This is a genomic window from Variovorax sp. KBS0712 (assembly GCF_006323185.2).
GTDB classification, from domain to species: domain Bacteria; phylum Pseudomonadota; class Gammaproteobacteria; order Burkholderiales; family Burkholderiaceae_C; genus Variovorax; species Variovorax boronicumulans.
This window is the reverse complement of the sequence record NZ_VCCD02000002.1, coordinates 846,019-869,451: the sequence shown is the minus strand read 5'-3', so window position 1 is coordinate 869,451 and position 23,433 is coordinate 846,019. Positions and strand designations below refer to the sequence as shown.

Genomic DNA, 23,433 nt, shown 5'->3' with positions numbered 1-23,433 from the left:
AGCCGGGCAGGGCGCCCGTCAGCCGCCGATGGGCGAGCACAGCTCGACCAGTGTGCCGTCGGGGCAGCGCACGTACGAGACCACCTGCCCCCAGGGCTTGGTCACCGGTGCCGACAGCTGCGTGGCGCCGGCTGCGAGCGCGCGGCTGTGCGCGGTGGGCACGTCAGGCGTCACGAGGCCCAGCTCCATGCCCAGCGGTTGCGCGGATTCCGAGGCGGCGACATGCCCGCCCGGAAAGTTGGAATCGCCGAGCGCGTGCGCGGCGAACGCCAGCGTGGTCTCGCCAGTTTCGAGCTCGCCATAAGTGCCCGATTCGTGCAGGAAGCGCGTGGGCAGGCCGAAGGCTTGTTCGAAGAACTTCAGCGACTGGGCGACGTCGGGAACGTAGACGATGGTGTAGCCGAGTTTCATGGTGTGCGGCCCGTGGCTTACTTACTGCGCTTCCAGCCGCTCAGAAATCTCGCGCGCCCCGAGTTCGCGCACCGTGGCCAGTCGCTCCAGCTGCGCCGCACGCGGGCGTGCCTTGCCTTGTTCCCAGTGATAGATCGTCTGGCCCGACACGCCGACCAGCTGCCCGTAGATCGCCGCGGAAAGCCCGAGCTTGGCGCGGTGCGCGGCCAGCCGGTTGGCACTGAAGCGGCGCTTGGGGCCGCCTGCGTCGGCGTCATCGCCTGCAGCACCGGCTGCGGCAGTTGCTTGGCGCGCGGAGCCCTTGGCGACCTTGCGCAATTCCTTTTCAAGCGCGCTCACCTGACGGCGCAAGTCGGCAATCGATGCGCGGTGTGCGACGGAGGCCTTCTTGAGAGTTTCGATTTCCGCTCGCACTTCCTTGCGAGCGACACGGGAGATTTCGGCTTTGAGGATGGAGGCGATGTTTGGCATGGGGGGATTGTGCTCAATTTGGGGACACAAATGGAGGGGGCGCTCTGTAGGCGGATGCCGTCGTTTGCGGGCAACAGGTGTTTGAGCCCCCAATGGGTCTCGGAACTTTTTCGCTAAACGCCGAATTCCATCGTGCCGATGGATGCTTGTCTGAGGCGTTTAACCAAGGCCGTGCCTATCTCGCAGAGAGGTTCCATGCGACGATTCGGGGCCGCGTTATCGGCCGGTATTGGACATTCGTCAAAAAAATCAATTTGCGCCAATGGCGAGTCCACGCACACACAGGCGCTGTTACAGGGAGCACACATGGTATTTACTTCCGGTATTCGAAAAGCTTTGCTTGGCGGATGCTTCTTGCTGGTCGGACTGACCGCATTCGCCCAGCCGGAGCTGTATCGAAGCGTTCTGGATCTCAGCTACAAGAGTGCAAGGCCCGCTCTTCCGGTCGCCGCCTACCGAAATATCAGCGGGGCGGAATTCAGGTCGATGGTGAACAAGGCGTTCCAGAAGTCGGACTTCTCTCTTGTGGCTGTGGGCCAGCAGAAGAACAAGTCGACGGTCTTCGAGTTCAAATTCAATGCGGACCCGAAGTGGCGGTTCGTGCCGACAGTTCTCGTATCTGCCGAGGAGTTGCTCGATGGAAAGAAGAAGTGCAATCCATGCTACTTGAGATTCTTCGAGATAAAAAACGCGCCAGAGGTCAAGGCGCTTCCGTGGATGGCTCAGTACGACCTGAGCGCGCGGCTCTTACCGGCGATCGACAACGCGTACGCGACGATCGAGTCTGTCGGGCGCGAACATATCGACCCTGCGTTTCGGTTCGACTACAAGCGGCAATGGGAAGGGGAAAAGACCTTGTTCGGCAACGCCTTCGTTGGCCTCAGTTTGCCCAGCCTCAAGGAGAACATTGTTCGCGCTTACCAGAGCGCTGGCTTTCAGCCCATTGAAGGCGAGGCTCCTCCGAAGGCCCCCGAGCTCACTCTGGCTTTCAGTTTTCCCGTGGATCCGGCCAAGGAGGGCGGGGTGGTCTACAAGGTGAAGGTCCTCAGCCAGTACGACGCGGACGGCCATTGCTACCCCTGCGAGGTCATTGAATACTTCGATCCGCACCAGCAACTTCCCCCGGCGGGTCTGTCCGGCGTCGTGAGCCGTGCGAGCCTCGAGTCGAGATTCACGGCAGCGCGGAATGCGGCATACGAAAGCATGCGCACCGACCTCGAACGTTATCTGCGGCCTCGCTCCGTGTTTTCGGTGCCGCCCAAACCAGCGCCCCTCGGGTCGCCACGTCCTCCGCCCATGCCGGTTGCGGCGACATGACTGCCCACGCGCAGCTTGCGGCGGGGAGCGGCACCAACACCGCGATGCGCCAGGAGCATTGGTTCATCTTTGGAAACCTGTTCGTGGCGCTGTCGGCCGGGGCGCTGGCATTGTGGTCCGCGCCGATGATGCTGGCCATTCTCTATATCAATGTATGGCTGCTGGCGAACCCTCATCTGGTTGCGACCTACACGCGCATCGGCGTCATCTATTCGCGCCTTCGCCTGCGCTGGGTCCTGATCGTTGTCGCACCTCTCTTGATATTGGCGGCTTTGACGGTCGTTGCGCTGGCCTATGAAGCGGCCGGGCTGCTCGCCCTGTATTTCGTGCTTCAGACGTTCCATGTTGCCCGCCAAAGCTATGGAATCGCCAGACGCCATGACCGGCGGCTTCAGGTGCCTTTCCGGAAGCTGCCCTATTTGCTGGTCTATTTGTTTCCTGCGTGGGGGTACCTGCATCGCAGCGCGCAGGCGCCCCAAAGCTTCCTGGGGTACCCCATCTGGTTTCCTCCCGTTCCGCCGGAGTTGGCCTTTGCGGTGGGCGTCGCAGCCATCGCCGGTGCATTGTTCTGGTTCGCTCACCTGATGATGCATGCCAGGAGCGAGAAGCCGGCGAATGAGCCCTTCAACAGCTTCGTGCTCTCGCACCTGGTGATTTCGTTGGTTGGCTATGTCTGGATCAGCGACATCACGGTGGGCTGGTTGGTGGTCAACGTCTGGCACAACATTCAGTACCTGATATTCGTCTATCGCCAACGGCGTCCTGAAATCACGACGGAAAAAGACGGCGAGAAACCAGACAACGCTTCGGCACGCCACAAGCCGTTGGTTGCGGTTCTGAAATCCCCCGCGACTTTTTTTCTGACGTGTTCAATCGTGGGCGCTGTCTTGTTCGTGGCTGCCGATCGTGTTGGCGAGAGTCTTCTTTGGCTGGGGCTTCCGACCATTCTTATCGCGCACTTCGTCTTGAACTTCCATCACTACTTGGCAGACGCCGTGATTTGGAGGCGGCGTCGTGCTGGCGGGCCTGACGGTGTTTCGTCGCGCTGATTGGCGAAAGACCCTCCCTCAGGTCAGGCGCCTGACACCACCGCTCATCCGAAGCGGCGTCTGAGCCACGACCGGTTGCAATGGTCTGAGCCTTGGGCAAGGTTCGCGATACCGGGATACCCGGAGTGCCAAGAGATGCTACCTCCCGGATAACACGTCGCGATCAGCGCCATGCTCGGAACAATCGCGCGGAACAGCTCCGCGCGATTCGAGCGCGGGCATCACTACTGCCAGTCCAGCGATGCACGGAACGCCGCATTTACTCGCCATTCTTCGAAGAGAGCTTGCCGCCGCCGGTTTCACCCTCGGCGACGTGGCGAGCGCGATCGGCACGTCCGAACGGCGTGCCCAAACCTTGATGGCGAACGGGACCATGAAACTGCGGGATATCGACAAGCTTGTCGAACTGCTGCACCTGGACTTCGACGAAATCTTGAGCGAGGTAGGCTATCCCCGACCATTCGGCGCGCCGCTGGCTCTTTCAGCTTCCGTTTCGAGCCGATTTGAAGAGGGGTGAATGGCGCGAGGCGCTCATTGCACACCGCTTCCACCAAGAGCTGCACGCAGTGATTGGCTGGTCGGGCGAGGGCGGATTCGCAGACCTGTCGACCTATCATCCGGCCCTGCTGAACCTCAACCCGCAGCGCACGGTAGCGTCATCTTTCATCCGCAGAGCAGACATGAACAACGAGAAATGGGAAACCACCATCCTGAGCGACACGGCGCACGAGCACCTCGTCGCGGAACTGAGTTTCGATGGCCAGTTCTTGTTGCTGCTCGATCGCGAGGAAGGGCGAGATCAGCTCTGCGTTGCGTTCCCCGCGAAGGACGGAAGCCTGGGCTCACGCATTCCTCTTCCTGACTTCATCGCGCAACTGAACGCCGCGGCAGCCGACCTGCGCCGTTAGCGCACGACGGTGCCGCACCACCTCAAGGCGCCGCCAGATACGCCTCCACCGCCTTCCCCCACAGCCCCTGCTGCCCGAGCAGCCCGTGCCCGCTCGCGCCGCCCTCCAGCGTGAAGCTCTCGAAGCGCCCCTTGCCGCCCGCTTCGCGAAAGGCTTCGAAGTTCTTGCGGCTGTGCGACATTGCGTAGAACGGGTCGTTCTCGCCGTAGAGCCACAGCGTGGGCTTGGCAAAGGCCGCGCCGCGGCGGAAGGTGGCGGGGTTGATGGCGTCAGCGGCGTTGCCGGGGCACTTGTCGCCCATCCAGCCGCCGACGAAGTTGATGACGCCCTGGAACATATCGGGGTGCAGGCCTGCATACGCAACCGCGAGGATGCCGCCGCGCGAGTGGCCTGCGATTTCCATGCGGCGGGTGTCGACGTCGGGGTCGCGCTGCAGCCATGCGACGGCGGCGTCGAGGTCGGCCACGGCGCGGTCGAAGCCGGCCAGGGCGATGGCGGGCTCGCAGCTGTAGTGCTCGCGCTTGGCGGTGAAGCCTTCGTCGTACAGGCCGTCCGACTGGCCGCGTCCGCGCCGCTGTGGATAGGCGATGAGCCAGCCGCGCTGCGTGAACCAGCGGGCGGTTCGCTCGGGGGCCCAGGTCTGCTTGAACAAGGCCGGGTCGTTGCCGATGCCGGTGGAGCCGTGGTTGAACACGACGGTGGGGAACGGGCCGGCGCCGTCGGGCTTGTAGATGACCATCTCGAGCGTGAGGGGCGCGCCGTTCTCGACGAAGGGCGTGGGCACGCGCACGACGCTGCGGTGCAGCGGCGATGCCGGGGGCTGCTGCTGTGCTTGTGGCTGCTGCTGCGGCTCCGGTCGTTGCGCCCACCCCGCGCCGCAGAAGGCGAAGAGCGACGCGAACGAGGCGGCCACGAGCGCGGCGGTGCGAAGGCGATTCATCTTTTGCTTCATGAGCGAGTGCTTTCGGAAGTGGGCAAGGACGCCGCCGCATTCTGCCCCGGGGCCTGCCCTTCGCTCTCTCGCGGCGCCGGCACCCGCCACCGCAGCGCGCCGCTCGCGAGCACGACGCCGGGCACCACGAACGACAGCGCCAGCAGCGCGGCGCGCGTGACGGGCTCGTTCATCCACCACGCCGCGCCGAGCGTGGTCAGCACGGGCACGAGCGCGGACGACAGCGCGGCGCGTGCGGCGCCCAGCCGCGTGATCGCGACGCCGTAGACGACCAGCCCCAGCAGGCCGGCGACCACGCCTTGCCCTGCGGCCTGCATCGCGATGTCGGTCCACGGCGCGGCGAACAGGCGCGGCGGGCCGGCGAGCCAGAGCAGCGGCAACAGCAGCAGGGTCGACGCACCGTTGACGAAGGCCGCGCCCTGCCAGGCGCTCATGCCGCAGCGTCCGAAGGCCAGGGAGTAGACGGTCCACAGCAAGGCCGCCAGCAGAAAGAGCAGGTCGCCGCGCCAGTGCTGTTGCCGCAAGCCCTCGCCGAAGCTGCCCGCCGCGAACACGGCCATGCCGGCGGCGATGCCGGCCAGCCCGAGCAGGCGCAGGCCGTGCACGCGCTCGCCCCGGTAGACCCACGCGCCCAGCGCGGTGAAGAGCGGCAGGCTGCCGGCCATGAAGATGCCCATGTGGCTGGCGGGCGCCCACTGCGCGCCGGCCAGCACCAGCAGGCCGAAGGGCAGGCCGCTGCCGACGACGAGCAGCACGAGCGCGCCGCGCGATGCACCCGGCGGCACGAGCCTGCCGCGCAGCCACAGCGGGCTGAGCAGCAGCGCGGGAATGCCGTAGCGCAGCAGCGCGAGGTCCATCGGCCCGAGCGCGGTGGCGGTCACGCCGTGGCGCGACAGCAGCTGCCAGGCGCTGCCGATGAGGGCGGCGGCCAGCGCGGCGAGCGCGCCGGTCCAGAGGGTGCGAGGCGATGTCGTCATCGGGCCAGTCTGTGGCCCGGCCGGCGCGAAAGCTATCAGATTCGTGCGCCTGCTGCGCCGGCCGGCCCGAGCACGCGACGGGCCTCGCCGAGCGTGACGCCGACGCCGCGCCGGAACACGGCGCCCAGGTGGCTCTGGCTGCAGTAACCCAGGTCGTGCGCGAGGCCCGCAAGGTCGCGCTCGCCGTCGGCCAGTCGCTCCATCGCCGCCGCCAGCCGCAGGTGCTGGCGGTACTGGTGCAGGCTCAGGCCGGTCTGCTGGCGAAAGCGCCGCGCCAGGTGAAAGGGCGAGCGCGACACGGCTTCGGCCAGTTCGTCCAGCGAGAGAGCAGGCCGCGCGCCCGGGCCGCTGCCTTCGGACAGCAGCAGTTGCCGTGCGCGCGCGACGGCGCCGTGCCAGGGCGCCTGGTGCGGCGCGCTGCCCAGCTCGGCGACGAGCGCGGCCACTAGCGCGGCAGCCTGTGCGCTGTCGGTGTCCGGCAGCTGGCGCCGTGCCGCGTGCATGCGGTACAGCGCCTGCGGGGTGAGCAGGCAGACGCTCACGCCCGCCGCGCTTTCACCGTGGGCCGGGCTCACCGACGCCTGGCCGCTGACCACGAGGCTGTGCCGCACGGTCGCGGTCTCGGGCCGCAGCCGGTAGGCGGTGGCATCGCCGAAGCGGATGGCGGTGAGCGCGTCGGTCAGCCAAGTGTGCTCGCCCGAGCGCACGTCGAGCCGCGTGCGCCCGATGGGGAAGACGACGCGCGGCGAGGCCACGGTGTACAGGTCGCTCCACGCCGGCCCCTGCGGCGCGTGCAGTCGCACATGCGCCACCTCGAACCCGCGTCCGGCATAGAGAAGGGTGCGGTCTTGCGGCATGCGAAGCGTGAACGCACGACAGAGTGGGTCAGCCCAGCGCGGTCCAGTTGCAGCGCAGCTCGTACTGCGTGCCGCGGTAGCTGAGCGTGCCGGTCGCGCCGGCCACGCGCAGCGCCACGGCCACCTGCGGACGGTCCAGGCCGGTGCCGCGCGCGCGCATGAACTGGCGGCGATGGTCGACGAAGCGCTGCTGCAGGCTGAAGCGCTCGGTCTCGCCCGCATCGGAGGCGGTGTTCGCCACGATCAGCTCGGTCAGCTGGCCGGTCGAGAGGCTGAACTGGATCTCGACCGCATACGGCCGGCCGTCGCACTGCAGGCTGCCGTTCGCAAAGGCGGGCGACAGGCCAAGGAGCAGAAAGCAGGGCAGGGCGAGAGCGAGGGGGCGGCGGTGCATGTCGCAGTGGGTGCAGGTGGCGGCCCGCCACCATACCCCAAGCAGGTGAAACACACCCGTACACACCCAGACACACCCGCCGGCGCGTCACCCCACCTTGCGCGCGCGCCCTTCCCAGTGCGGCTCGCGCAGCTTGTACTTGAGCATCTTCCCCGCCGGCGACAGCGGAATCTCTTCGCGAAACTCCACGCTGCGCGGGCACTTGTAGCCGGCGATCAGCGTCTTGCAGTGCGCCACCAGCGCCTCGGCGCTCAGGGCTTCGCCGGCGCGCAGCACGACCACGGCATGCACGCGCTCGCCCCACTGGTCGTCGGGCACGCCGACCACGGCGCACATCGACACCTGCGGCAGCTGGGTGATGGCGTTCTCGACCTCGGCCGAGTAGATGTTCTCGCCGCCGCTCACGATCATGTCCTTGAGCCGGTCGACCACGTAGACGAAACCGTCGGTGTCCATCACGCCGCCGTCGCCGGTGTGCATCCAGCCATCGCGCAGCACCTCGGCGGTCTGCTCGGGCTTGTTCCAGTAGCCGGCCATCACCATCGGCCCGCGCGCGGCGATCTCTCCGACGGTGCCGTTCGGTACGGGGCAGCCGTCGGCATCGACGATGCGCACTTCGGCGATGGGCACGGGCCGCCCCGCCGAGCGGCGGCGCGCGGCCGGCTGGTCGGGCTGGTGGCACCAGGTGGGCAGCACGGTGACCACGGGCGACAGCTCGGTCATGCCGTAGAGCTGGCAGAAGCCCGCGCGCGGCAGCTTGTCGATGGCCTGCAGCAGCAGCGCGTCGTCGATGGGCGCGGCGCCGTACAGCACCAGCTGCAGCGGGGTGGTGTCGAACTCGCCGAAGCGCGGGTGCTCGATGAGCCGCTTGAGCATGGTGGGCACCATGAAGGTCTCGCTGGCGCGCTCGTTCTGGATCGCCTCGAGCACCTTCACTTCGTCGAAGGCCGGGATGATGACCTGCGTGCACAGCCGCATCATCAGCTGCAGCGTGAGGCCGGTGCCGCCCACGTGGAACATGGGCGCCATGTTCAGGCCCACGGCCTCGGCGGGGCGCGTGGCGGCCATGTTGGCCGAGAGCTGGCCGGTGTAGAGGTTGCCGTGCGTGAGCATCACGCCCTTGGGCAGGCCGGTGGTGCCGCCGGTGTACATCACGGCGGCCAGGTCGGCACCGCCGCGCCGCGCGTCGGGCACGGGTTGCGCCCGCGCCATGAGGGCTTCGGCATCGGCCATGCCGTCGGGCGCAGGGCCGTCGCCGAAGTGCACCAGCGTCTTCAGCGAACGCGAGAGTTCGCGCTGCTGCTGCGCCACGGCGCCGAAGTGCGCGTCCGACAGCAGGATGCGCGTGTCGCAGTCGTCCAGCGAGTACGCGACCTCGCGCGCGCTCCAGCGGATGTTGACGGGGTTGATCACGCCGCCCGCCCACCAGGTGGCGTAGAGGTACTCCACGTAGCGGTCGGAGTTCAGCGCCAGCAGGCCCACGCGGTCGCCGGGTTGCAGGCCGAGCGACTGCAGCACGGCCGCGAGCCGCGCCACGCGGTCGACGAACTGGGCGAAGGTGCTGCGGCGCTCGCCGCACACGAGGGCGGTGGCGCCGGGGCGTTCCTGCAGGGCCTTGTGCAGGGGCTGGGTGAGGTCCATGGACTGCGGTCTCCGTCGGTCGGTTCGTTGTTGTGCGCCGAGTATGGAATGGCCGCGCCGAGCCGGCATCGTCGGAAGCGACGGGATCGAAAGCGCTGCGGCGGCCAAAGTCGTCCGAAGCGACGGTGACCGGCCAAGGGCTGCGCGCGACCATCGCCGAAGAACGAACGATTCGACTGTTCGACCGACCGGAGACAAGCCATGCATTCCTTCCCGACCGACCCGGCGCGCCGCCGCCTGATCCACGGCGCGGCGCTCGCCGCCGCGGGCACCGCGCTGCCCTTCCTGGCGCGCGCCCAGGGCCTGTTCGGCAAGCAGCCGATCACGCTGCTGGTGCCGTACCCCGCGGGAGGCGCCACCGACGTGCAGGCGCGCGCGCTGGCGCTGGCGGCCTCGCGCGAGCTGAAGCAGCAGATCGTGATCCTCAACCAGCCCGGCGTGGCCGCCACGCTGGCGCCGACCACCATGGCGCGCAAGGCCGCGCCCGACGGCTACACGCTGTCGCTCATGCTGAGTTCGCTGTACCGGCTGCCGCACCTGCAGAAGGTGAGCTACGACCCGGCCACCGACTTCACCTACGTGGCCAACGTGACGGCCGCCACGCTGGGCATCACGGTGCGCCAGGACGCGCCGTGGAAAGACCTGAACGCGCTGCTGGCCGCGGCCAAGGCCAAGCCGGGCGAGGTGTCGTACGGCACCACGGGGCGCGGCGGTACCTCGCACGTGTCGATGGAGCGGCTGGCCGCGCTGGCCGGGGTGAAGTTCAACTTCATTCCCTTCAAGGGCGCGGCCGAGCTGTACAACGCGCTCATGGGCGGCCATGTGGACGCGGTCTCCGAGGCCGGTTTCGGCGCCGCCGTGGCGGGCGGGCGCGTGCGCCTGTTGGCCACCTTCAACGAGGCGCGCTCGCCCACGCGGCTGAACGTGCCGACCGTGAAGGAACTCGGCTACGACGTGGTCGCCAACGGCTCGTGGGGCATCGCCGGCCCGCGCGGCATGGACCCGAAGGTGGTGCAGGCGCTGCAGGAGGCCTTCCGCAAGGCCGTGGACGACCCCGAGTTCATTCGCACGCTCGACCTGAACGACTACGTCAAGTTCTACATGGACAGCCCCGCCTACACGGCCTGGGCGCACAAGACCTACGCCGACGAGAAGCGCTTCGTGAGCGATCTGCGCATCAAGCTCGACGACTGAACCCGACCTTCCTTCCTGCCATGACTTCTTCTTCCTCTTCTTCTCTTCACTGCTTACTCCACCCCAAGGCCATCGCCTTCGTCGGCGCCACCGAGCGCTCGGTGTGGTCCAACGCGGCGCTCGCCAGCCTGCGCACGCTGGGCTACGCGGGCCAGCTCTACCCGGTCAACCGGCGCGGCGGCAGCTTTCACGGCATGGCGGCGGCCACCTCGGCCGAGGCCATCGGCGAGCCGGTCGACACGGCGCTGCTCATGGTGCCGGCCGACGCGCTCGACGACGCGCTGGCCGACCTGCAGCGCGCGGGCATCGGCAACGCGGTGCTGCTGAGCTCGGGCTTCGCCGAAGCCGGCGAGGAAGGCCGCGAGCGCCAGCGCCAGCTCACGGCCAAGGCGCGCTCGCGCGGCCTGCGCATCCTCGGGCCGAACTGCCTGGGCTTCGTCAACTTCGTCGACCGCTCGGCCGTGTGGACCGCCTCGCTGCGCGAGCCGCTGCCGGCGGGCACGCTGGGCATCGTGTCGCAAAGCGGCGCGCTCGCGGGGCAGCTGTCGTTCATGGCGCAGGTGCACGGCATCGGCCTGAGCCGCATGGTCTCGACCGGCAACGAGTCGGACATCGACATCGCCGAGGTCATCGACTACCTGGTGGACGACGAGCACACGCGTTCCATCGCCGTGTTCGCCGAGACCGTGCGCGACCCGCAGCGCTTTGCCGCCGCGGCCGAGCGCGCGCTGGCCGTGGCCAAGCCCATCGTGGTGCTGAAGATGGGCAGCAGCGAGATCACGGCGCAGGCCGCGCAGGCCCACACCGGCTCGCTGGTGGGCGACGACCGCGTGTTCGACGCCATGTGCCAGCGCCTGGGCCTGATGCGCGTGCGTTCCATCGAGGACCTGGTGTTCACCGCCGCCTTCGCCAGCATGACCGGGCCCTTCGCGGCCGGTGGGCTGGCGGCCGTGTCGATGTCGGGCGGCATGTGCGAGATCTTTGCCGAGCGCGCCGAAGAAGAAGGCCTGGCGCTCACGCCGCTTGCGCCCAGCACCGAGGCCGCGCTGCGCGAGGTGCTGCCGGGCTACGGCACGCCGCAGAACCCGCTGGACGTGACCGGCGCCGCCATGCTGCAGCCCGAGCTGTTCGGCAACGCGCTCGAAGCGCTGGTGCGCGACCCCGCGCTGGGCGCCGCCATCGTCGTGGCCGACGTGCCCAACGCACCGGCCAACGACACGCCGCTGAACCGCGCCGTGCTGGCGCAGGTGGCGCGCGGGCTGTCGGCCAGCCCGGTGCCCGCCATCGTCTGCAGCCACTACGTGATGCAGGTGAGCGAGCGGTCGCGCGAGCTCATCGCCGAGACCGGCATCCGCCACATCGCCTGCGGCATCCACCATGCGATGAGCGCGGCGGGTGCGGTGCGTCGCTGGTCGGAAACGCTGCGCCGGCGTCAAGGCGCACAAGGCGTGGCTGCTGCGGTGTCGGCCTCGCCGCCCACGCAACCCTTGCGTTCGGAGCGCGAGACGCTCGAATGGCTCTCGCAGCGCGGCGTGCCGGTGGTGCCCGTGCGGCTGTCGCGCAGCGCCGACGAGGCCGTGCGTTTTGCCGACGAACTCGGCGGCCCGGTCGTGCTGAAGATCGCCTCGGCGCAGATCGCGCACAAGACCGAGGTCGGCGGCGTGGCGCTCAACCTGCAGGGCGCCGACGCGGTGCGCTCCGCCTGGCTGGCGATGGATGCGCGCGTGCGTGCCGCGCGGCCCGAGGCCGAGATCGACGGCATCCTCGTCGCGCCCATGCGCCAAGGTGGGCTCGAGTTGTTCGTCGGCACCGTGCGCGATCCGCAGTGGGGCCCGGCGCTCGCCGTGGGGCTCGGCGGCATCTGGGTCGAGGCGTTGCGCGACACCAGCCTGCGCCTGCTGCCCGTGACGCCCGCCGAAGTGAAGGACATGCTGGCCGAGCTGCGCGGTGCGCGCCTGCTCGACGGCTGGCGCGGCGCGCTCGCGGCCGACCGCGACGCCATCGCCGAAGCCGTGGCCGCCATCGGCAACGCGGCGCTCGCGCTCGGCCCCGAACTGGTCTCGCTCGAAGTCAACCCGCTGCGGGTGGACGGTCGCACGGTCGAGGCGCTCGATGCGCTGGCCGTGTGGGGCGCGGCCGGCTGAGCAGAACTTCATCTTCAAAAGAATCAACAGGAGACATCTTCATGCTGCAACGACGTCGATTCGCGCAATGGGGCGCGAGCGGACTGCTGGCCCCCGCGCTCGGTGCCTTGCCGAAGGCGCAGGCGGCCGACGCCTACCCGACCCAGCCGATCAAGGTGATCGTGTCGTCGGCCGCCGGCGGGCTGGTCGACGGCATCGCGCGCACCATCGGCGAGCGCATCGCCAAGCCGCTGGGCCAGCCGGTGCTCATCGACCCCAAGCCCGGTGCGAACGGCGCCATTGCCGCGTCCTTCGTGGCCAAGGCGCCGGCCGATGGCCACACGCTGCTGTTCGCCGTCAACTCCTTCGTGCTCGCGCCGCTGCTGATGGCCAAGCCTGGCTACGACGTGTTCAAGGACTTCGCGCCCGTGTCGCTGTCGAACTACGGCCTGCTCGTGTTCGCGGTGGGCGAGGGCGTCCCCGCGAAGAGCATGCGCGAGTTCGTCGCCATGGCCAAGGCGCAGCCCGGCAAGCTGAGTTTCGGCTCGGCGGGGCAGGGCTCGTCGGGCCACCTCTACGGCGAGAAGCTGATGCGCGACGAGGGCCTGCAGATGACGCACGTGCCCTACAAGGGCGGCGCGCCGCTGATGATCGACATCCTCGGCGGCCAGGTGCAGGGCGGCTTCGTCACCATGGGCGAGGCGCTGCCGCACGCGAAGTCGGGCCGCGCGAAATTGCTGGGCGTGTTCGGCACGCGCCGCATGCCGCTCGCACCGCAGATCCCCACCTTCACCGAGCAGGGCTTCAAGGGCTACGAGCACGGCGGCTTCTGGGGCTTCTTCGCGCCCACGGGCACGCCGCAGCCGGCCATCGACAAGCTGGCCGGCGCGGTGCGCCAGGCCGTGGCGCAGCCTGATCTGCAGGAACGGATGATCGGTTTGGGGCTGGAGCCTTCGGGTGAAGGGCCGGGGGAGTTGATGGCGGCGGTGCGCAGAGAGAACCTGCTGTGGTCGCGGCTCATCAAGGACATGAACCTGAAGCTTGAATAGACCTCAGGCCCGCGCCACCACGCCGGCGGTCACCAGCGCATCGACCGCCGCGCGTTCGAACCCGAACTCCTCCAGCACCTCGTCCGTGTGCTCGCCCAGCGACGGCGCGAGCCGCTGCACGCCGCCCGGCGTGGCCGACAGCGTGAACGGCACGCCGGGAAAGCGCAGCCTGCCTTCGGTCGGGTGCTCGGCGTCGTGCCACAGGCCGCTGGCTTTCAGCTGCGGGTCATCGGGCAGCTGCTGCAGCGTCTGGATCGGCATCGCCGGGATGTCGGCCTGGCGGAACGCCGCGACCCATTCGGCCGTGGTGCGCGCGCCGGTGGCGCGTTCGAGTTCGCCGAACACCACGGTGTGGTTGCGCACGCGCGCGGCCAGTGTGGCAAAGCGTTCGTCCTCGCGCAGCTCGGGGTGGCCCACCACCTCGAAGAAGCGCAGCCACTGTGCGTCGGTGTAGGGCACCAGCGCGATGTAGCCGTCGGCCGTGCGAAAGGGCTTGCGCACGCCGGAGCGGATCGAGCCGTACACCATGTCGTCGATGGGCGGCTGGAAGGTGTGGCCCCACAGGTGCTCCACCATGTTGAAGGCGGTCATGGTCTCGAACATCGGCACGTCGACGGCCTGCCCCTGGCCGCTGCGTTCGCGGTGGAACAGCGCGGTGACGATGGCGTAGGCGGCATACAGCGCGGTGGTCTTGTCGGCCACGAGCGCGGGCATGTAGCGCGGCTCGCCGGTGTAGATCGATTGCAGCTGCGCCAGGCCCGAGGCGGCCTGGATGATGTCGTCGAAGGCCGGCAGGCCCGCGTACGGCCCCTCGTCCGAGAAGCCCTTGACGTGCGCGCTCACCAGCCGCAGGTTGAGTTCCAGCAGCCGCGCCGCGTCGATGCCGATGCGCGCCGCTGCGTCGGTGCGCACCGAATGCACGAGCACGTCGCTGCCGCGCACCAGCGTGTCGAGCACCTCGCGCGCGGCGGGTTGCTTCAGGTCGAGCACGAGGCTGCGCTTGTTCCGGTTGCACGACAGGTACAGCGACGACATGCCCTTGTGGCGCGCGGGCCCGACCGAGCGGGCCAGGTCGCCCTGCGGCGCCTCGACCTTGATGACGTCGGCGCCCATGTCGGCCAGCATCTGGCTGGCCAGCGGGCCGAGCACCACGGACGACAGGTCGAGCACCTTGACGCCTTCGAGGGCGCCGCGAAAAAGTGGAGGGGGCGTCATCGGTCAGTCCTCCAGGCGGATGCCGGTCTTGTCGATCACGCGCTTCCAGGTGTCGGCGTCCTGGCGCAGCACCACGGAAAATTCGGCGGCCGTGCTGCCCACGGGCTCGATGTTCATGTCGCGCATCTTCTTTTGCACCTCGGGCTTGGCGATGATGGCGGCGACGGCCTTCGACATCTTGTCCACGCGCGGCTGCGGCGTGCCGGCCGGCAGGAACAGCGCAATCCACGCATAGGGCTCGAAGCCCGCGTAGCCCGCCTGCTGGAAGGTCGGCACCTGCGGCAGCGTGGCCGAGCGCTGCGTGCCCAGCGCCGCCAGTGCGCGCAGCTTGCCGCTTTGCAGGTAGGGCAGGGCGGTGCCGGTGTCGAGCACGGCCACGCGGATGTGGCCGCCGAGCAGGTCGGTCACCATGGGTGCGGCGCCCTTGTAGGGCACGTGCGGCATGTCGACGCCGGCTTCTTTCTTGAACAGCTCGCCGTAGATGTGCGAGGTGGTCGCCACGCCGGTGGAGCCGTACGAATACTTGCCGGGCTCGGCCTTGAGCAGCGTGACGAGTTCGACCAGCGTCTTGGCGGGCACGTCGGGCGTCACGACCAGGGCCGAGGTTGAGATGCCGATCTGCGACACGGCCGCGAAGTCTTTCACCGCGTCGTACGAGAGCTTGCGCTGCAGCGCGGGCATCTGCACGTGGGTGGTGATGGTGAAGAGGGCGGTGTGGCCGTCCTTCGGGGCGCGCGCGACGGCAGCGGCGCCGATGGTGCCGCTGGCGCCCACGCGGTTGTCGACGACGACGGGCTTGCCCCAGGCAGTGCCGAGTTCCTGCGCGACCAGCCGCGCGATGTTGTCGGTGATGCCGCCGGCGGGGAAGGGCACGACGAGCGTGACGGGTTGCGAGGGGTAGTCGGCCGGTGGTTGTTGCGCGGCGGCGGGCAGGGCGAAAAAGGCAGCGAACGCAATGCCGAGCGTGGAGGAAAGACGTGTCATGAGGAGTCGCTTCAATCGAGCTTGATGTTCTTGGCCTGGATCACCTGCTTCCACCGCGCATGGTCCGCGCGCATGGTGGCGGTGAGCTGCGCGGGCGTGCTGCCGACCGGGATCACGCCCAGGCCTTCGATGCGAGCCGCCTGCTCGGGGCTTTGCACCACCTGCGCCACCTCGGTCGACAGGCGCTGCGCGATGGGCTGCGGCGTGCCGGCAGGCAGGTAGATGCCGAACCAGCCGACCGACTCCATGCCGGCGAAGCCCTGTTCCTTGAAGGTGGGCACGCCGGCCGCGAGCGGGGCGCGTGCGGTGCCGACCACGGCGATCGACTTGACCTTGCCGGCCGAGACGTGCGGGCCCACGCCCTTGGCCGAGACGAACACGGCATCGACGGTGCCGCCGAGCAGGTCGGTGATGGCCGGCGCTTCGCCCTTGTAGGGCACGTGCAGCAGCTGGATGCCCGCGGCGTCCTGCAGCACCTCGGCGTACAGGTGCGCGCTCGATCCGTTGCCGTAGGAGCCGTACGAGTATTTGCCGGGCGCGGCGCGCGCAAGCTTGACGAAGCCGTCGAGGGTGTCGACGCCGAGCTTGTTGCTCACGGTGAAGACGATGGGCAGGCGGCCCGCTTCCGACACGGGCACGAAGTCCTTGAACGGATCGAAGCCGGCGTTGGGGTACAGCAGCGGGTTCTGGATGATGGAGGTGAGCGAGAACAGCACGGTGTAGCCGTCGGCCGGTGCGCGCTGCACGGCGGTGATGCCGATCTGCCCGTTGCCGCCGGGGCGGTTGTCGACGATGACGCTCTGGCCGAGCCGCTTGCCCAGGCCCTCGGCGACGATGCGCGCGAACACGTCGGTGCCGCCGCCTGCGGCGTAGGGCACGATCATGCGGATGGGTTTGTCGGGCCAGGTTGGCTGCTGCGCGAAGGCGCTGCCCATGGCCAGGGCGGCGGCCAGCGCGAGGGCGTGGCGGCGGGTGAATCTGCTGTGCATGTCTGTCTTGTCTCCGATGGTTTTTCTGTGTGGGTGCGATGTCAGGGTGGCAGGCTCACGACGGCCAGGCCGGGGCCGACGGACACGCCGTGGCGGTTCTCGCTCCACAGGCGCAGGTCGAGGCGGTGGCGGTGCGCGGCGTCGGCGCTGTCGTCGATCCATTTGCGCTCGACCTGGCCGCGCACGGTGACGGTGTCGCCCGCGGTGTTGAACGACTTCATGCGAAAGCCGCGGATGGCGTGCAGCACGCCGGCCGTGCCGATGTACTCGCGAATCGCGCGCTCCCACATGCCCTGCAGCACCATGACGTTGGCGTACATCTCGGGGGCGCCGGTCGATTGCGCGTGCTCGGTGTTGTGGTGGATCGCGTTGAAGTCGCGGTTGGCGCCGGCGGCCATCACGAGGCGGTAGACGGTGAGGGGGAAGGGAACGGGGGCCAGGGTGTCGCCCTCGTTGACTTCTTCCCAGCGGCGTTGTGTTTGCCAGTTCATCTTGATGCTCTGCTTGTGAGGCGTTATGGGTCGGTTCAGGGCGCGTGCACAGGACATCGGGTACTCCCCTCCGCGAATGTCCCCCGGGGCTTCGCCCCTCCTCCTTGATTTCGCTGCGGGGAGCACCCAATGCCCTGTTCACGGGACGCAGCGCGCCGGTGCGGGAGGCCGCACGGCATTGGGTGTCTGTTCGCTAGTGCGGCAGGTAGTGGTACATGCCGAAGCGGCAGCGGGCCACGATTTCTTCGCGCTGGTTCACGATGTCGTACTCCCACGTCGTGAAGGCGCCCTTTCCCACCTTGGTCGCCTTGGGTTCGCAACGCACGAGCCGGTTGCCGCGCCGGCCCAGGCGGTCGCCCAGGCGCGCGGGTTGCAGGTAGTCGACCTCGTAGTCGGTCGCCATGTAGGCGGTGGTGGGCGGCATGCCCTCGGGGCGCGTGCCCTTGAGCGGGCTGCGCTCGGGCTCGGCGTTGCGCGCGTCGCTGGTGAACACGGGCGGCTGGCCCGGGGCCCACATGGGCGGCAGCGTGAGGCTGGCGAGGCTGGTCGATGGCGCCACTGCATCTGGGCCTTGATGCAACGGGCAGTCGAACTCCAGCACCTCGACATAGCGGCGCACCGCGCCGGCCTCGATCACGTCGACGCCCCAGCGGATCACGCCGTTCGCAAAGTCTTCGCCCACGCGCGCCACCATCGGCGCCCAGGCGCTTTCCCAATCGTCCATGGGTGATTGCCTTCCTAGATGCCGATGAACTCGGCCACGTCGTCCAGCGGCGCGCGCTCGGTCTCCAGGGCGTCGAGGGGCTTGTCGCGGTCGGCATAACCGATGGCCATGCCGGTGAAGAGCATGCGTTCGGGCGGCAGGTCGATGAAGCGGCCGATGGTCTGCGGGTAGATGGCCCAGCACTCTTGCGGACAGCTGTCCAGGCCCTCGGCGCGCAGCAGCAGCATCACGTTCTGCAACATCATTCCGAGGTCGGACCACTGCGGCGGGCCCATGCGGCGGTCGACGGTGCAAAAGAGCGCGAGCGGCGCGCCGAAGAACTGGAAGTTGCGCGCAAACCATTTCAAACGCGCGGCCTTGTCCTCGCGCGGAATGCCCAGGCGCGCGTACATCGCCTCGCCCACGGCAAAGCGGCGGTCGCGGTAGGGCGCCACCAGCTCGCGCGGATAGATGTCGTACTCGCTGCCTTCTCCGCCGGGCGTTTCCTGCACGCGGGTGCGCATGAGGGCCTTGAGTTCGTCCAGCCGCTCGCCGCCCACCACATGCAGGTGCCACGGTTGCAGGTTGCCGCCCGAGGGCGCGCGCAGCGCGGCCTGCAGCACGCGGCGAATGGTGTCGGCCGGCACGGGGCGGTCGAGAAATTCGCGCACCGAGCGGCGGCTTGCGACGGCGTCGTAGACAGTCATGGTCATGCGGCGTTCTTTCGTTCGTTCATGAGGGTCACGCCCAGTTCGCGGGCCACTTCGGCGCTGTGCTGGCCGGGTGTCGCGGCATGTGACAGGTCGGCGTAGTCATAGCCCGAGAAACGCACCGGCGGGCGCACCTCAAGATACGCGCCTTCGGTCGGATGCGTGCGCTGTCGGAAAAGACCGGCGGCCTGCAGCTGCGGGTCGTCGGGCAGGTCGGCGATGTCGTTCACGCGCATCGCGGGCACGTTGGCCTTCTTCAAGATGTCGAGCCACTCGGCCGTGGTGCGCTCGGGCAGGATCGCGGCGGCGGCCTCGTACATGCGGCTCATGTGCTTGCGCCGCAGCGCCTTGTCGGCCAGCTCGGGCGCCTCGAGCACTTCGGGGTGGCCGGTGGCCTCGAAGAAGCGCAGCCAGCGGTCGTCCAGGTAGGGCGCAATGGCGATGTAGCCGTCGCGCGTGCGCATGGGCTGGCGCATGGGGTCGATCTGGCGCGGGTACAGCGCGGGGCCGGTGGGCGGCACGAAGGTCTTGTCGCACAGGTGCTCCACGAGGTTGAAGCTGGCGAGCGACTCGAACATCGGCACCTCCACCTGCTGGCCCTCGCCGGTGCGCAGCCGGTGCACCACGGCGGCGAGCACGGCATACGCCGCGTGCAGGCCCGAGACCTTGTCGGCCATGGTCATCGGCACATAGCGCGGCTGCGGGTTGCCGTCGACCTTGGGCGGCAGCGAGGCGATGCCCGAGGCGGCCTGGATGATGTCGTCGTAGGCCTGCAGCGCGGCATACGGCCCGCGCTGGTCGAAGCCGGTGCAGTGCACGTAGACGATGTCGGGGCGGATGGCGCGCACGTCGTCGTACGAGAGGCCCGCGCGCGCGATGGCGTCGCTACGCACGTTGTGGATGAAGATGTCGCTGGTCTCGATGAGGCGTCGCATCGCGGTGCGGCCGTCCTCGCTCTTCAGGTCCCAGTCGACCGAGCGCTTGCCGCGGTTCAGCCGCAGGTGCACGGGGCTCATCAGCGGCGTGACGGGCGGCGTGCCGATGATGCGGATGCTGTCGCCCTCGGGCGGCTCGACCTTGACCACTTCGGCGCCGAGGTCCGCGAGGATCTGCGTGCAGTAGGGGCCGAAGATCACCGTGGTGAGGTCGACGATGCGCAGGCCTTCGAGCATGCGGGGGGCGGGGGATGTGGTGGTCATGGGGTGGGAGGTCATGCGGCGACGAGGCCCTGCATCTCGGCAGCGAGATGGCGCACGCGCTCGGGCCCGCCGAGCAGCTGGCGGTTGAAGCCGATGCGCTTGAACCAGTAGTGCAGGCCCAGCAGGTCGGTGATGCCCATGCCGCCGTGCACCTCGGTGGCGGTGCGGGCGACGAAGGTGCCGGTTTCGCTCAGGTGCGACTTGGCATGTGCGGCAAGCAGTGCGGCTTCTTCGGGCAACGCGTCGAAGGCGTGGGCTGCGTACCAGACGAGTGCGCGGCCGGGCTCCAGCGCGGCGGCCATCTCGGCGCACAGGTGCTTCACGGCCTGGAAGGAACCGATCACGCGGCCGAACTGGCGGCGCTCCTTGGCGTAGGCCACGGCCTGGCCGATCATGGCTTCGCCCGCGCCGAGCGTGTCGGCGGCGAGCAGGGCCCAGCCCGCGCTGCGCAGGCGCGCGAGCGTGGCGGGGTTGGCGTGGGGCAGTGGTTCGGCCTTCACCTGTGCGAAGTGCAACTCGCCGAGCGGGCGCGTGGCGTCGATGTTGCGCAGCGAGCCGCGCGTGAGGCCCTGTGCATCGGCGCGCACAAGGTGCAGGCCGCCCGCGCGGTCGGCCACGATGAACACATCGGCCGCGCCCGCGTCGAGCACGAAGAGCGCGCTGCCGTCGAGCGTGCCGTTGGTGTTGGCCGTCACGCCGGCGCCGTCGCGTGCGCCGGCCACGGCCTCGGCGATGGCCACGCCGGCAATGCATTCGCCGGCCGCCAGGCGCGGCAGCCATTCATCCTGCTGTGCCGCGCTGCCGGCCTCGCGCAGCGCCAGCGGTGCGAGCACGGCGGTGCCGAGGAAGGGCGTGGGTGCGACATGGCGGCCCAGTTCCTCGGCGGCCAGCGCAGCGTCGAGCAGCGACAGGCCGAGCCCGCCGAAGGCCTCGGGCACGAGCAGGGCCGGCACGCCGACCTCGCACAGCGTGCGCCAGACCTCGCGGTCCTGCGGCAGGTCGTCGGCCGCGACGCGGCGCACGCGATCGAGCGGGCAGGCGCGTTCGAGGGCGCGGCGCAGGCTGTCCTGCAGCAGCTTCTGGTCGGCGGAGAGGGCGAATTCCATGGCGTGCTTTCTTCCGATGGCGATCAGGCGAGGCGCGGTTCGCGCGGCATGTCCAGCCCGCGTTCCGCGATGATGTTTTTCTGGATCTGCGCGGTGCCGCCGCCGATGATCAGACCCAGGTCGAACATGTAGCGCTCCTGCCAGAGCGCCTGCGCGCGCAGGTGCGCGCTACCCGGCATCAACAGGCCCAGTTCGCCCAGCGCGTCGATGGCGAGCGCGGCCAGCTGGTGGCGCAGTTCGCAGCCCTGCAGCTTCACGACCAGCGCGGCCAGGCCCGGGTCTTCGCCGGTGGCCGCGGCCGTGAGCAGCCGCAGGCCGTGGCACTTCTGCGCCAGCACCTGACCTTGCAGCCGCATCAGGCGGTCGCGCAGCACGGGCTGGTCGATGAGGCGCGTGCCGTCCACCGTCTCGGCCTGCATCAGCGTGGCGAGCTCCTGGTAGCGCTGGGTCGTGAGGTTGGGGTTGCCGAGCGAGCCGCGCTCGTGCTTGAGCGTGGCGTTGGCCACCTTCCAGCCGTCGCCGCGCTGGCCCACGATCTGGTGCTGCGGCACGCGCACGTCGGTGAAGAAGACCTCGTTGAACTCGGCGTGGCCCGTCATGGTCTTGAGCGGGCGCACCTCGATGCCGGGCGTCCTCATCGAGAACAGCAGGTAGCTGATGCCCGCATGCTTCGCGGCGCCGGGTTCGGTGCGCACGAGGCAGAAGATCATGTCGGCCACGTGCGCGGTCGAGGTCCAGATCTTCTGGCCGTTGATGACGAAGTCGCCACCGTCTTCGGTGGCGCGCGTCTGCAGCGAGGCCAGGTCGGAGCCCGCGCCGGGCTCGGAGTAGCCCTGGCACCAGACCACCTCGCCGCGCAGCGTGGGGCCGATCCACTCGCGCCGCTGCGCCTCGCTGCCCAGCTCGAGCAGGGTGGGCACCAGCATCGAGATGCCCTGGTTGCCCAGCGGCGGCGCGGCGCCGGCGCGCGCGAACTCTTCGGCGATGAGGTGCGACTCCATCACGTCGGGCGTCGCGCCGTGGCCGCCGTAGTCGCGCGGCACGGTGCGCCCGGCGTAGCCGTGGTCCAGCAGCAGGCGCTGCCACGCAAGGGCGTCGGCGTCGGGGCGTTCGGCGGTGCGCGCGAAGGCCGAGCGGTGGCCGTGCGTGGCCAGGAACGCGCGCAGCTCGTCGCGAAAGGCTTCGTAGCGGGGATTGAGCGTGAGGTCCATGCGGTGCTTGCCTTCGGTGCGCGCCGCGTTGCGCGGCGGTGGGTGTGTCTCCGTGTCGAGGCTCATGCTAGGGGCAACCCTCAGCCGCTCTCAATCGTCCGTTCCGACGATGTGACGCGCAGGGGGCGCTGCCTACCATCCAGCCCGAACGCCGCACGAGGTCCGCAAGAGACCGATGCGAGGCCGGTGAGAGGCCCGCGGCCGCAGCTTCTTTTTCACGAGAACGACGGAGACAACACCATGACACGTTCCCTCATTTCCGCCCGCCCCGGCACGCGCCGCCGCCTGCTGGGCGCCGGCCTTGCCGCCACGCTCGGCCTCGCCACCGCTTTCACGGCGCAGGCTCAGAAGCGCTATGACCCGGGCGCGAGCGACACCGAGATCAAGATCGGCCACATCGTCCCGTACTCGGGCCCGGTGTCGGCCTACGGCACCATCGGCAAGGCGGCGGCGGGCTACTTCGCCAAGCTCAATGCCGAGGGCGGCATCAACGGCCGCAAGGTCACGTTCATCTCGCTGGACGATGCCTACAACCCCTCCAAGACGGTGGAGCAGGCACGCAAGCTGGTCGAACAAGATGAAGTGCTGGTGCTCTTCGGTCCGCTGGGCACGGCGCACAACCTGGCGATCCAGCGCTACATGAACGCCAAGAAGGTGCCGCAGCTGTTCGTGGCCACGGGCGCCACGCGCTTCGGCGATCCGAAGGCCTTCCCCTGGACCATGGGCTGGCAGCCCACGTACCAGACCGAAGGCAAGATCTACGCGCAGCACATCCTCTCCACGAAGCCCAACGCGAAGATCGCCGTGCTCATGCAGAACGACGACTTCGGCAAGGACTTTTTGAAGGGCTTCCTCGAGGCGCTGGGCGACAAGGCCAAGACGATGATCGTGGCGCAATCGACCTACGAGGTGACCGACCCGACCATCGACAGCCAGATGGTCAACCTGAAGGCCTCGGGCGCCGACACCTTCTTCAGCATCACCACGCCCAAGTTCGCGGCGCAGGCGATCCGCAAGGCGGCCGACATCGGCTGGAAGCCCACGCAGTACCTGTCGAGCGTGTCGGTGTCGGTGTCGGCGGTGATCAAGCCGGCGGGCCCCGAGAACGCGGTGGGCGTGATCTCGGCCACCTACCTGCGCGACCCGGCCGACGACATGTGGAAGGGCGCCAAGGAGTACGAGGACTACAAGACCTGGTTCAGCAAGTACTACCCCTCGGGCGACCTGAGCGATTCGCTCAACGTGCTGGGCTACTCGTCGGCGCAGACGCTGGAGCAGGTGCTGCGCAAGGCGGGCGACGACCTCACGCGCGCCAACATCATGAAGGTGGCGGCCAACCTGCAGTACAGCCCGCCCATGCTCTACCCGGGCATCGAGGTGAAGACTTCGCCGACCGACTTCTACCCGATCGAGCGCATGCAGCTGGTGCGTTTCAACGGCACGCGCTACGAGCCCTTCGGCAAGGTGCTCGGCGACTGAGCG

At 68.9% G+C, this 23,433-nt stretch carries 24 protein-coding genes; 8 read left to right on the top strand and 16 right to left on the bottom strand.

Features of this window, described 5'->3' with window-relative positions:
* Positions 1–18: 18 nt before the first annotated feature.
* Positions 19–411 (bottom strand): VOC family protein, encoded by a 393-nt coding sequence (locus FFI97_RS20980; RefSeq protein ID WP_139704348.1) that lies wholly within the window; start codon positions 409–411, stop codon positions 19–21.
* 21 nt (positions 412–432) lie between these two features.
* Positions 433–882, bottom strand: a complete 450-nt coding sequence (locus tag FFI97_RS20975; protein ID WP_139704347.1) for a helix-turn-helix domain-containing protein — start codon at positions 880–882, stop codon at positions 433–435.
* Positions 883–1,188: 306 nt separating this feature from the next.
* On the opposite strand from FFI97_RS20975, the gene FFI97_RS20970 reads away from it, so the two are divergent.
* The 4 genes from FFI97_RS20970 (at position 1,189) to FFI97_RS20955 (ending at position 4,156) form a co-directional block, all read left to right on the top strand.
* Positions 1,189–2,199, top strand: coding sequence for a hypothetical protein (locus tag FFI97_RS20970; protein WP_260685089.1), 1,011 nt, complete (start codon positions 1,189–1,191; stop codon positions 2,197–2,199).
* Positions 2,196–3,248 carry a hypothetical protein gene (locus FFI97_RS20965; protein WP_139704345.1) on the top strand — a complete coding sequence of 351 codons (1,053 nt, stop codon included), beginning with the start codon at positions 2,196–2,198 and terminating at the stop codon, positions 3,246–3,248. The genes FFI97_RS20970 and FFI97_RS20965 overlap by 4 nt, the downstream gene beginning before the upstream one ends.
* Before the next feature lie 241 nt (positions 3,249–3,489).
* On the top strand, positions 3,490–3,765 hold the full coding sequence (locus tag FFI97_RS20960) for a hypothetical protein (protein WP_139704343.1): 276 nt from the start codon (positions 3,490–3,492) through the stop codon (positions 3,763–3,765).
* A 49-nt stretch (positions 3,766–3,814) separates the two neighbouring features.
* A complete protein-coding gene (locus FFI97_RS20955) occupies positions 3,815–4,156 on the top strand; it encodes a hypothetical protein (protein WP_221937704.1) in 342 nt (113 codons plus the stop codon).
* Between the two features lie 22 nt (positions 4,157–4,178).
* Here FFI97_RS20955 and FFI97_RS20950 read toward each other — a convergent pair whose 3' ends face one another.
* From FFI97_RS20950 to FFI97_RS20930, 5 genes are all read right to left on the bottom strand, one after another.
* The gene (locus FFI97_RS20950) at positions 4,179–5,096 is read right to left on the bottom strand and encodes an alpha/beta hydrolase family protein (RefSeq protein ID WP_139704341.1); all 918 of its coding nucleotides are present in this window, start codon (positions 5,094–5,096) and stop codon (positions 4,179–4,181) included.
* 8 nt (positions 5,097–5,104) lie between these two features.
* A complete protein-coding gene (locus FFI97_RS20945) occupies positions 5,105–6,085 on the bottom strand; it encodes a DMT family transporter (protein ID WP_139704339.1) in 981 nt (326 codons plus the stop codon).
* A gap of 35 nt (positions 6,086–6,120) precedes the next feature.
* Positions 6,121–6,942, bottom strand: a complete 822-nt coding sequence (locus FFI97_RS20940; RefSeq protein WP_139704337.1) for a helix-turn-helix transcriptional regulator — start codon at positions 6,940–6,942, stop codon at positions 6,121–6,123.
* A 28-nt stretch (positions 6,943–6,970) separates the two neighbouring features.
* The gene (locus tag FFI97_RS20935; RefSeq protein WP_139704335.1) at positions 6,971–7,336 is read right to left on the bottom strand and encodes a hypothetical protein; all 366 of its coding nucleotides are present in this window, start codon (positions 7,334–7,336) and stop codon (positions 6,971–6,973) included.
* A gap of 87 nt (positions 7,337–7,423) precedes the next feature.
* Positions 7,424–8,977, bottom strand: a complete 1,554-nt coding sequence (locus FFI97_RS20930) for a long-chain-fatty-acid--CoA ligase (protein ID WP_139704333.1) — start codon at positions 8,975–8,977, stop codon at positions 7,424–7,426.
* Positions 8,978–9,178: 201 nt separating this feature from the next.
* On the opposite strand from FFI97_RS20930, the gene FFI97_RS20925 reads away from it, so the two are divergent.
* From FFI97_RS20925 to FFI97_RS20915, 3 genes are read left to right on the top strand one after another with little or no spacing between them, the layout of a single operon-like run.
* Positions 9,179–10,171, top strand: a complete 993-nt coding sequence (locus FFI97_RS20925; protein WP_139704331.1) for a tripartite tricarboxylate transporter substrate binding protein — start codon at positions 9,179–9,181, stop codon at positions 10,169–10,171.
* Between the two features lie 20 nt (positions 10,172–10,191).
* Positions 10,192–12,315, top strand: a complete 2,124-nt coding sequence (locus FFI97_RS20920; protein ID WP_139704329.1) for an acetate--CoA ligase family protein — start codon at positions 10,192–10,194, stop codon at positions 12,313–12,315.
* Positions 12,316–12,356: 41 nt separating this feature from the next.
* Complete coding sequence (locus FFI97_RS20915; RefSeq protein ID WP_139704328.1) at positions 12,357–13,343, top strand: Bug family tripartite tricarboxylate transporter substrate binding protein; 987 nt, start codon at positions 12,357–12,359, stop codon at positions 13,341–13,343.
* A 3-nt stretch (positions 13,344–13,346) separates the two neighbouring features.
* Here the strand turns inward: FFI97_RS20915 and FFI97_RS20910 are convergent, their stop codons facing one another.
* The 9 genes from FFI97_RS20910 to FFI97_RS20870 form a co-directional block, all read right to left on the bottom strand.
* A complete protein-coding gene (locus FFI97_RS20910) occupies positions 13,347–14,558 on the bottom strand; it encodes a CaiB/BaiF CoA transferase family protein (protein WP_139704326.1) in 1,212 nt (403 codons plus the stop codon).
* Between the two features lie 3 nt (positions 14,559–14,561).
* Positions 14,562–15,542 carry a Bug family tripartite tricarboxylate transporter substrate binding protein gene (locus tag FFI97_RS20905; RefSeq protein ID WP_139704323.1) on the bottom strand — a complete coding sequence of 327 codons (981 nt, stop codon included), beginning with the start codon at positions 15,540–15,542 and terminating at the stop codon, positions 14,562–14,564.
* An 11-nt stretch (positions 15,543–15,553) separates the two neighbouring features.
* Entirely contained in the window at positions 15,554–16,531 is a 978-nt protein-coding gene (locus FFI97_RS20900; protein ID WP_260685087.1) for a Bug family tripartite tricarboxylate transporter substrate binding protein, read from the bottom strand.
* Between the two features lie 41 nt (positions 16,532–16,572).
* Positions 16,573–17,022 (bottom strand): acyl dehydratase, encoded by a 450-nt coding sequence (locus FFI97_RS20895; RefSeq protein WP_139704321.1) that lies wholly within the window; start codon positions 17,020–17,022, stop codon positions 16,573–16,575.
* Between the two features lie 193 nt (positions 17,023–17,215).
* Positions 17,216–17,746 (bottom strand): MaoC family dehydratase N-terminal domain-containing protein, encoded by a 531-nt coding sequence (locus FFI97_RS20890; RefSeq protein WP_139704319.1) that lies wholly within the window; start codon positions 17,744–17,746, stop codon positions 17,216–17,218.
* Positions 17,747–17,760: 14 nt separating this feature from the next.
* Positions 17,761–18,432: a nitroreductase gene (locus FFI97_RS20885; RefSeq protein ID WP_139704416.1), complete on the bottom strand. Its 672-nt coding sequence runs from the start codon at positions 18,430–18,432 to the stop codon at positions 17,761–17,763.
* Positions 18,433–18,434: 2 nt separating this feature from the next.
* A complete protein-coding gene (locus tag FFI97_RS20880; protein ID WP_139704317.1) occupies positions 18,435–19,634 on the bottom strand; it encodes a CaiB/BaiF CoA transferase family protein in 1,200 nt (399 codons plus the stop codon).
* Between the two features lie 11 nt (positions 19,635–19,645).
* Positions 19,646–20,740, bottom strand: a complete 1,095-nt coding sequence (locus FFI97_RS20875) for an acyl-CoA dehydrogenase family protein (RefSeq protein WP_139704315.1) — start codon at positions 20,738–20,740, stop codon at positions 19,646–19,648.
* A 23-nt stretch (positions 20,741–20,763) separates the two neighbouring features.
* Positions 20,764–22,017 (bottom strand): acyl-CoA dehydrogenase family protein, encoded by a 1,254-nt coding sequence (locus FFI97_RS20870; protein ID WP_221937703.1) that lies wholly within the window; start codon positions 22,015–22,017, stop codon positions 20,764–20,766.
* A 174-nt stretch (positions 22,018–22,191) separates the two neighbouring features.
* On the opposite strand from FFI97_RS20870, the gene FFI97_RS20865 reads away from it, so the two are divergent.
* On the top strand, positions 22,192–23,430 hold the full coding sequence (locus tag FFI97_RS20865; RefSeq protein ID WP_095746814.1) for an ABC transporter substrate-binding protein: 1,239 nt from the start codon (positions 22,192–22,194) through the stop codon (positions 23,428–23,430).
* Positions 23,431–23,433 lie beyond the last annotated feature (3 nt).

What these genes read in the sequence shown, in the direction of transcription:
- FFI97_RS20980 (WP_139704348.1), bottom strand. Translation starts at nt 411, where the DNA reads ATGAAACTCGGCTACACCATCGTCTACGTTCCCGACGTCGCCCAGTCG.
- FFI97_RS20975 (WP_139704347.1), bottom strand. Translation starts at nt 882, where the DNA reads ATGCCAAACATCGCCTCCATCCTCAAAGCCGAAATCTCCCGTGTCGCT.
- FFI97_RS20970 (WP_260685089.1), top strand. Translation starts at nt 1,189, where the DNA reads ATGGTATTTACTTCCGGTATTCGAAAAGCTTTGCTTGGCGGATGCTTC.
- FFI97_RS20965 (WP_139704345.1), top strand. Translation starts at nt 2,196, where the DNA reads ATGACTGCCCACGCGCAGCTTGCGGCGGGGAGCGGCACCAACACCGCG.
- FFI97_RS20960 (WP_139704343.1), top strand. Translation starts at nt 3,490, where the DNA reads ATGCACGGAACGCCGCATTTACTCGCCATTCTTCGAAGAGAGCTTGCC.
- FFI97_RS20950 (WP_139704341.1), bottom strand. Translation starts at nt 5,096, where the DNA reads ATGAATCGCCTTCGCACCGCCGCGCTCGTGGCCGCCTCGTTCGCGTCG.
- FFI97_RS20945 (WP_139704339.1), bottom strand. Translation starts at nt 6,085, where the DNA reads ATGACGACATCGCCTCGCACCCTCTGGACCGGCGCGCTCGCCGCGCTG.
- FFI97_RS20940 (WP_139704337.1), bottom strand. Translation starts at nt 6,942, where the DNA reads ATGCCGCAAGACCGCACCCTTCTCTATGCCGGACGCGGGTTCGAGGTG.
- FFI97_RS20935 (WP_139704335.1), bottom strand. Translation starts at nt 7,336, where the DNA reads ATGCACCGCCGCCCCCTCGCTCTCGCCCTGCCCTGCTTTCTGCTCCTT.
- FFI97_RS20930 (WP_139704333.1), bottom strand. Translation starts at nt 8,977, where the DNA reads ATGGACCTCACCCAGCCCCTGCACAAGGCCCTGCAGGAACGCCCCGGC.
- FFI97_RS20925 (WP_139704331.1), top strand. Translation starts at nt 9,179, where the DNA reads ATGCATTCCTTCCCGACCGACCCGGCGCGCCGCCGCCTGATCCACGGC.
- FFI97_RS20920 (WP_139704329.1), top strand. Translation starts at nt 10,192, where the DNA reads ATGACTTCTTCTTCCTCTTCTTCTCTTCACTGCTTACTCCACCCCAAG.
- FFI97_RS20915 (WP_139704328.1), top strand. Translation starts at nt 12,357, where the DNA reads ATGCTGCAACGACGTCGATTCGCGCAATGGGGCGCGAGCGGACTGCTG.
- FFI97_RS20910 (WP_139704326.1), bottom strand. Translation starts at nt 14,558, where the DNA reads ATGACGCCCCCTCCACTTTTTCGCGGCGCCCTCGAAGGCGTCAAGGTG.
- FFI97_RS20905 (WP_139704323.1), bottom strand. Translation starts at nt 15,542, where the DNA reads ATGACACGTCTTTCCTCCACGCTCGGCATTGCGTTCGCTGCCTTTTTC.
- FFI97_RS20900 (WP_260685087.1), bottom strand. Translation starts at nt 16,531, where the DNA reads ATGCACAGCAGATTCACCCGCCGCCACGCCCTCGCGCTGGCCGCCGCC.
- FFI97_RS20895 (WP_139704321.1), bottom strand. Translation starts at nt 17,022, where the DNA reads ATGAACTGGCAAACACAACGCCGCTGGGAAGAAGTCAACGAGGGCGAC.
- FFI97_RS20890 (WP_139704319.1), bottom strand. Translation starts at nt 17,746, where the DNA reads ATGGACGATTGGGAAAGCGCCTGGGCGCCGATGGTGGCGCGCGTGGGC.
- FFI97_RS20885 (WP_139704416.1), bottom strand. Translation starts at nt 18,432, where the DNA reads ATGACTGTCTACGACGCCGTCGCAAGCCGCCGCTCGGTGCGCGAATTT.
- FFI97_RS20880 (WP_139704317.1), bottom strand. Translation starts at nt 19,634, where the DNA reads ATGACCACCACATCCCCCGCCCCCCGCATGCTCGAAGGCCTGCGCATC.
- FFI97_RS20875 (WP_139704315.1), bottom strand. Translation starts at nt 20,740, where the DNA reads ATGGAATTCGCCCTCTCCGCCGACCAGAAGCTGCTGCAGGACAGCCTG.
- FFI97_RS20870 (WP_221937703.1), bottom strand. Translation starts at nt 22,017, where the DNA reads ATGAGCCTCGACACGGAGACACACCCACCGCCGCGCAACGCGGCGCGC.
- FFI97_RS20865 (WP_095746814.1), top strand. Translation starts at nt 22,192, where the DNA reads ATGACACGTTCCCTCATTTCCGCCCGCCCCGGCACGCGCCGCCGCCTG.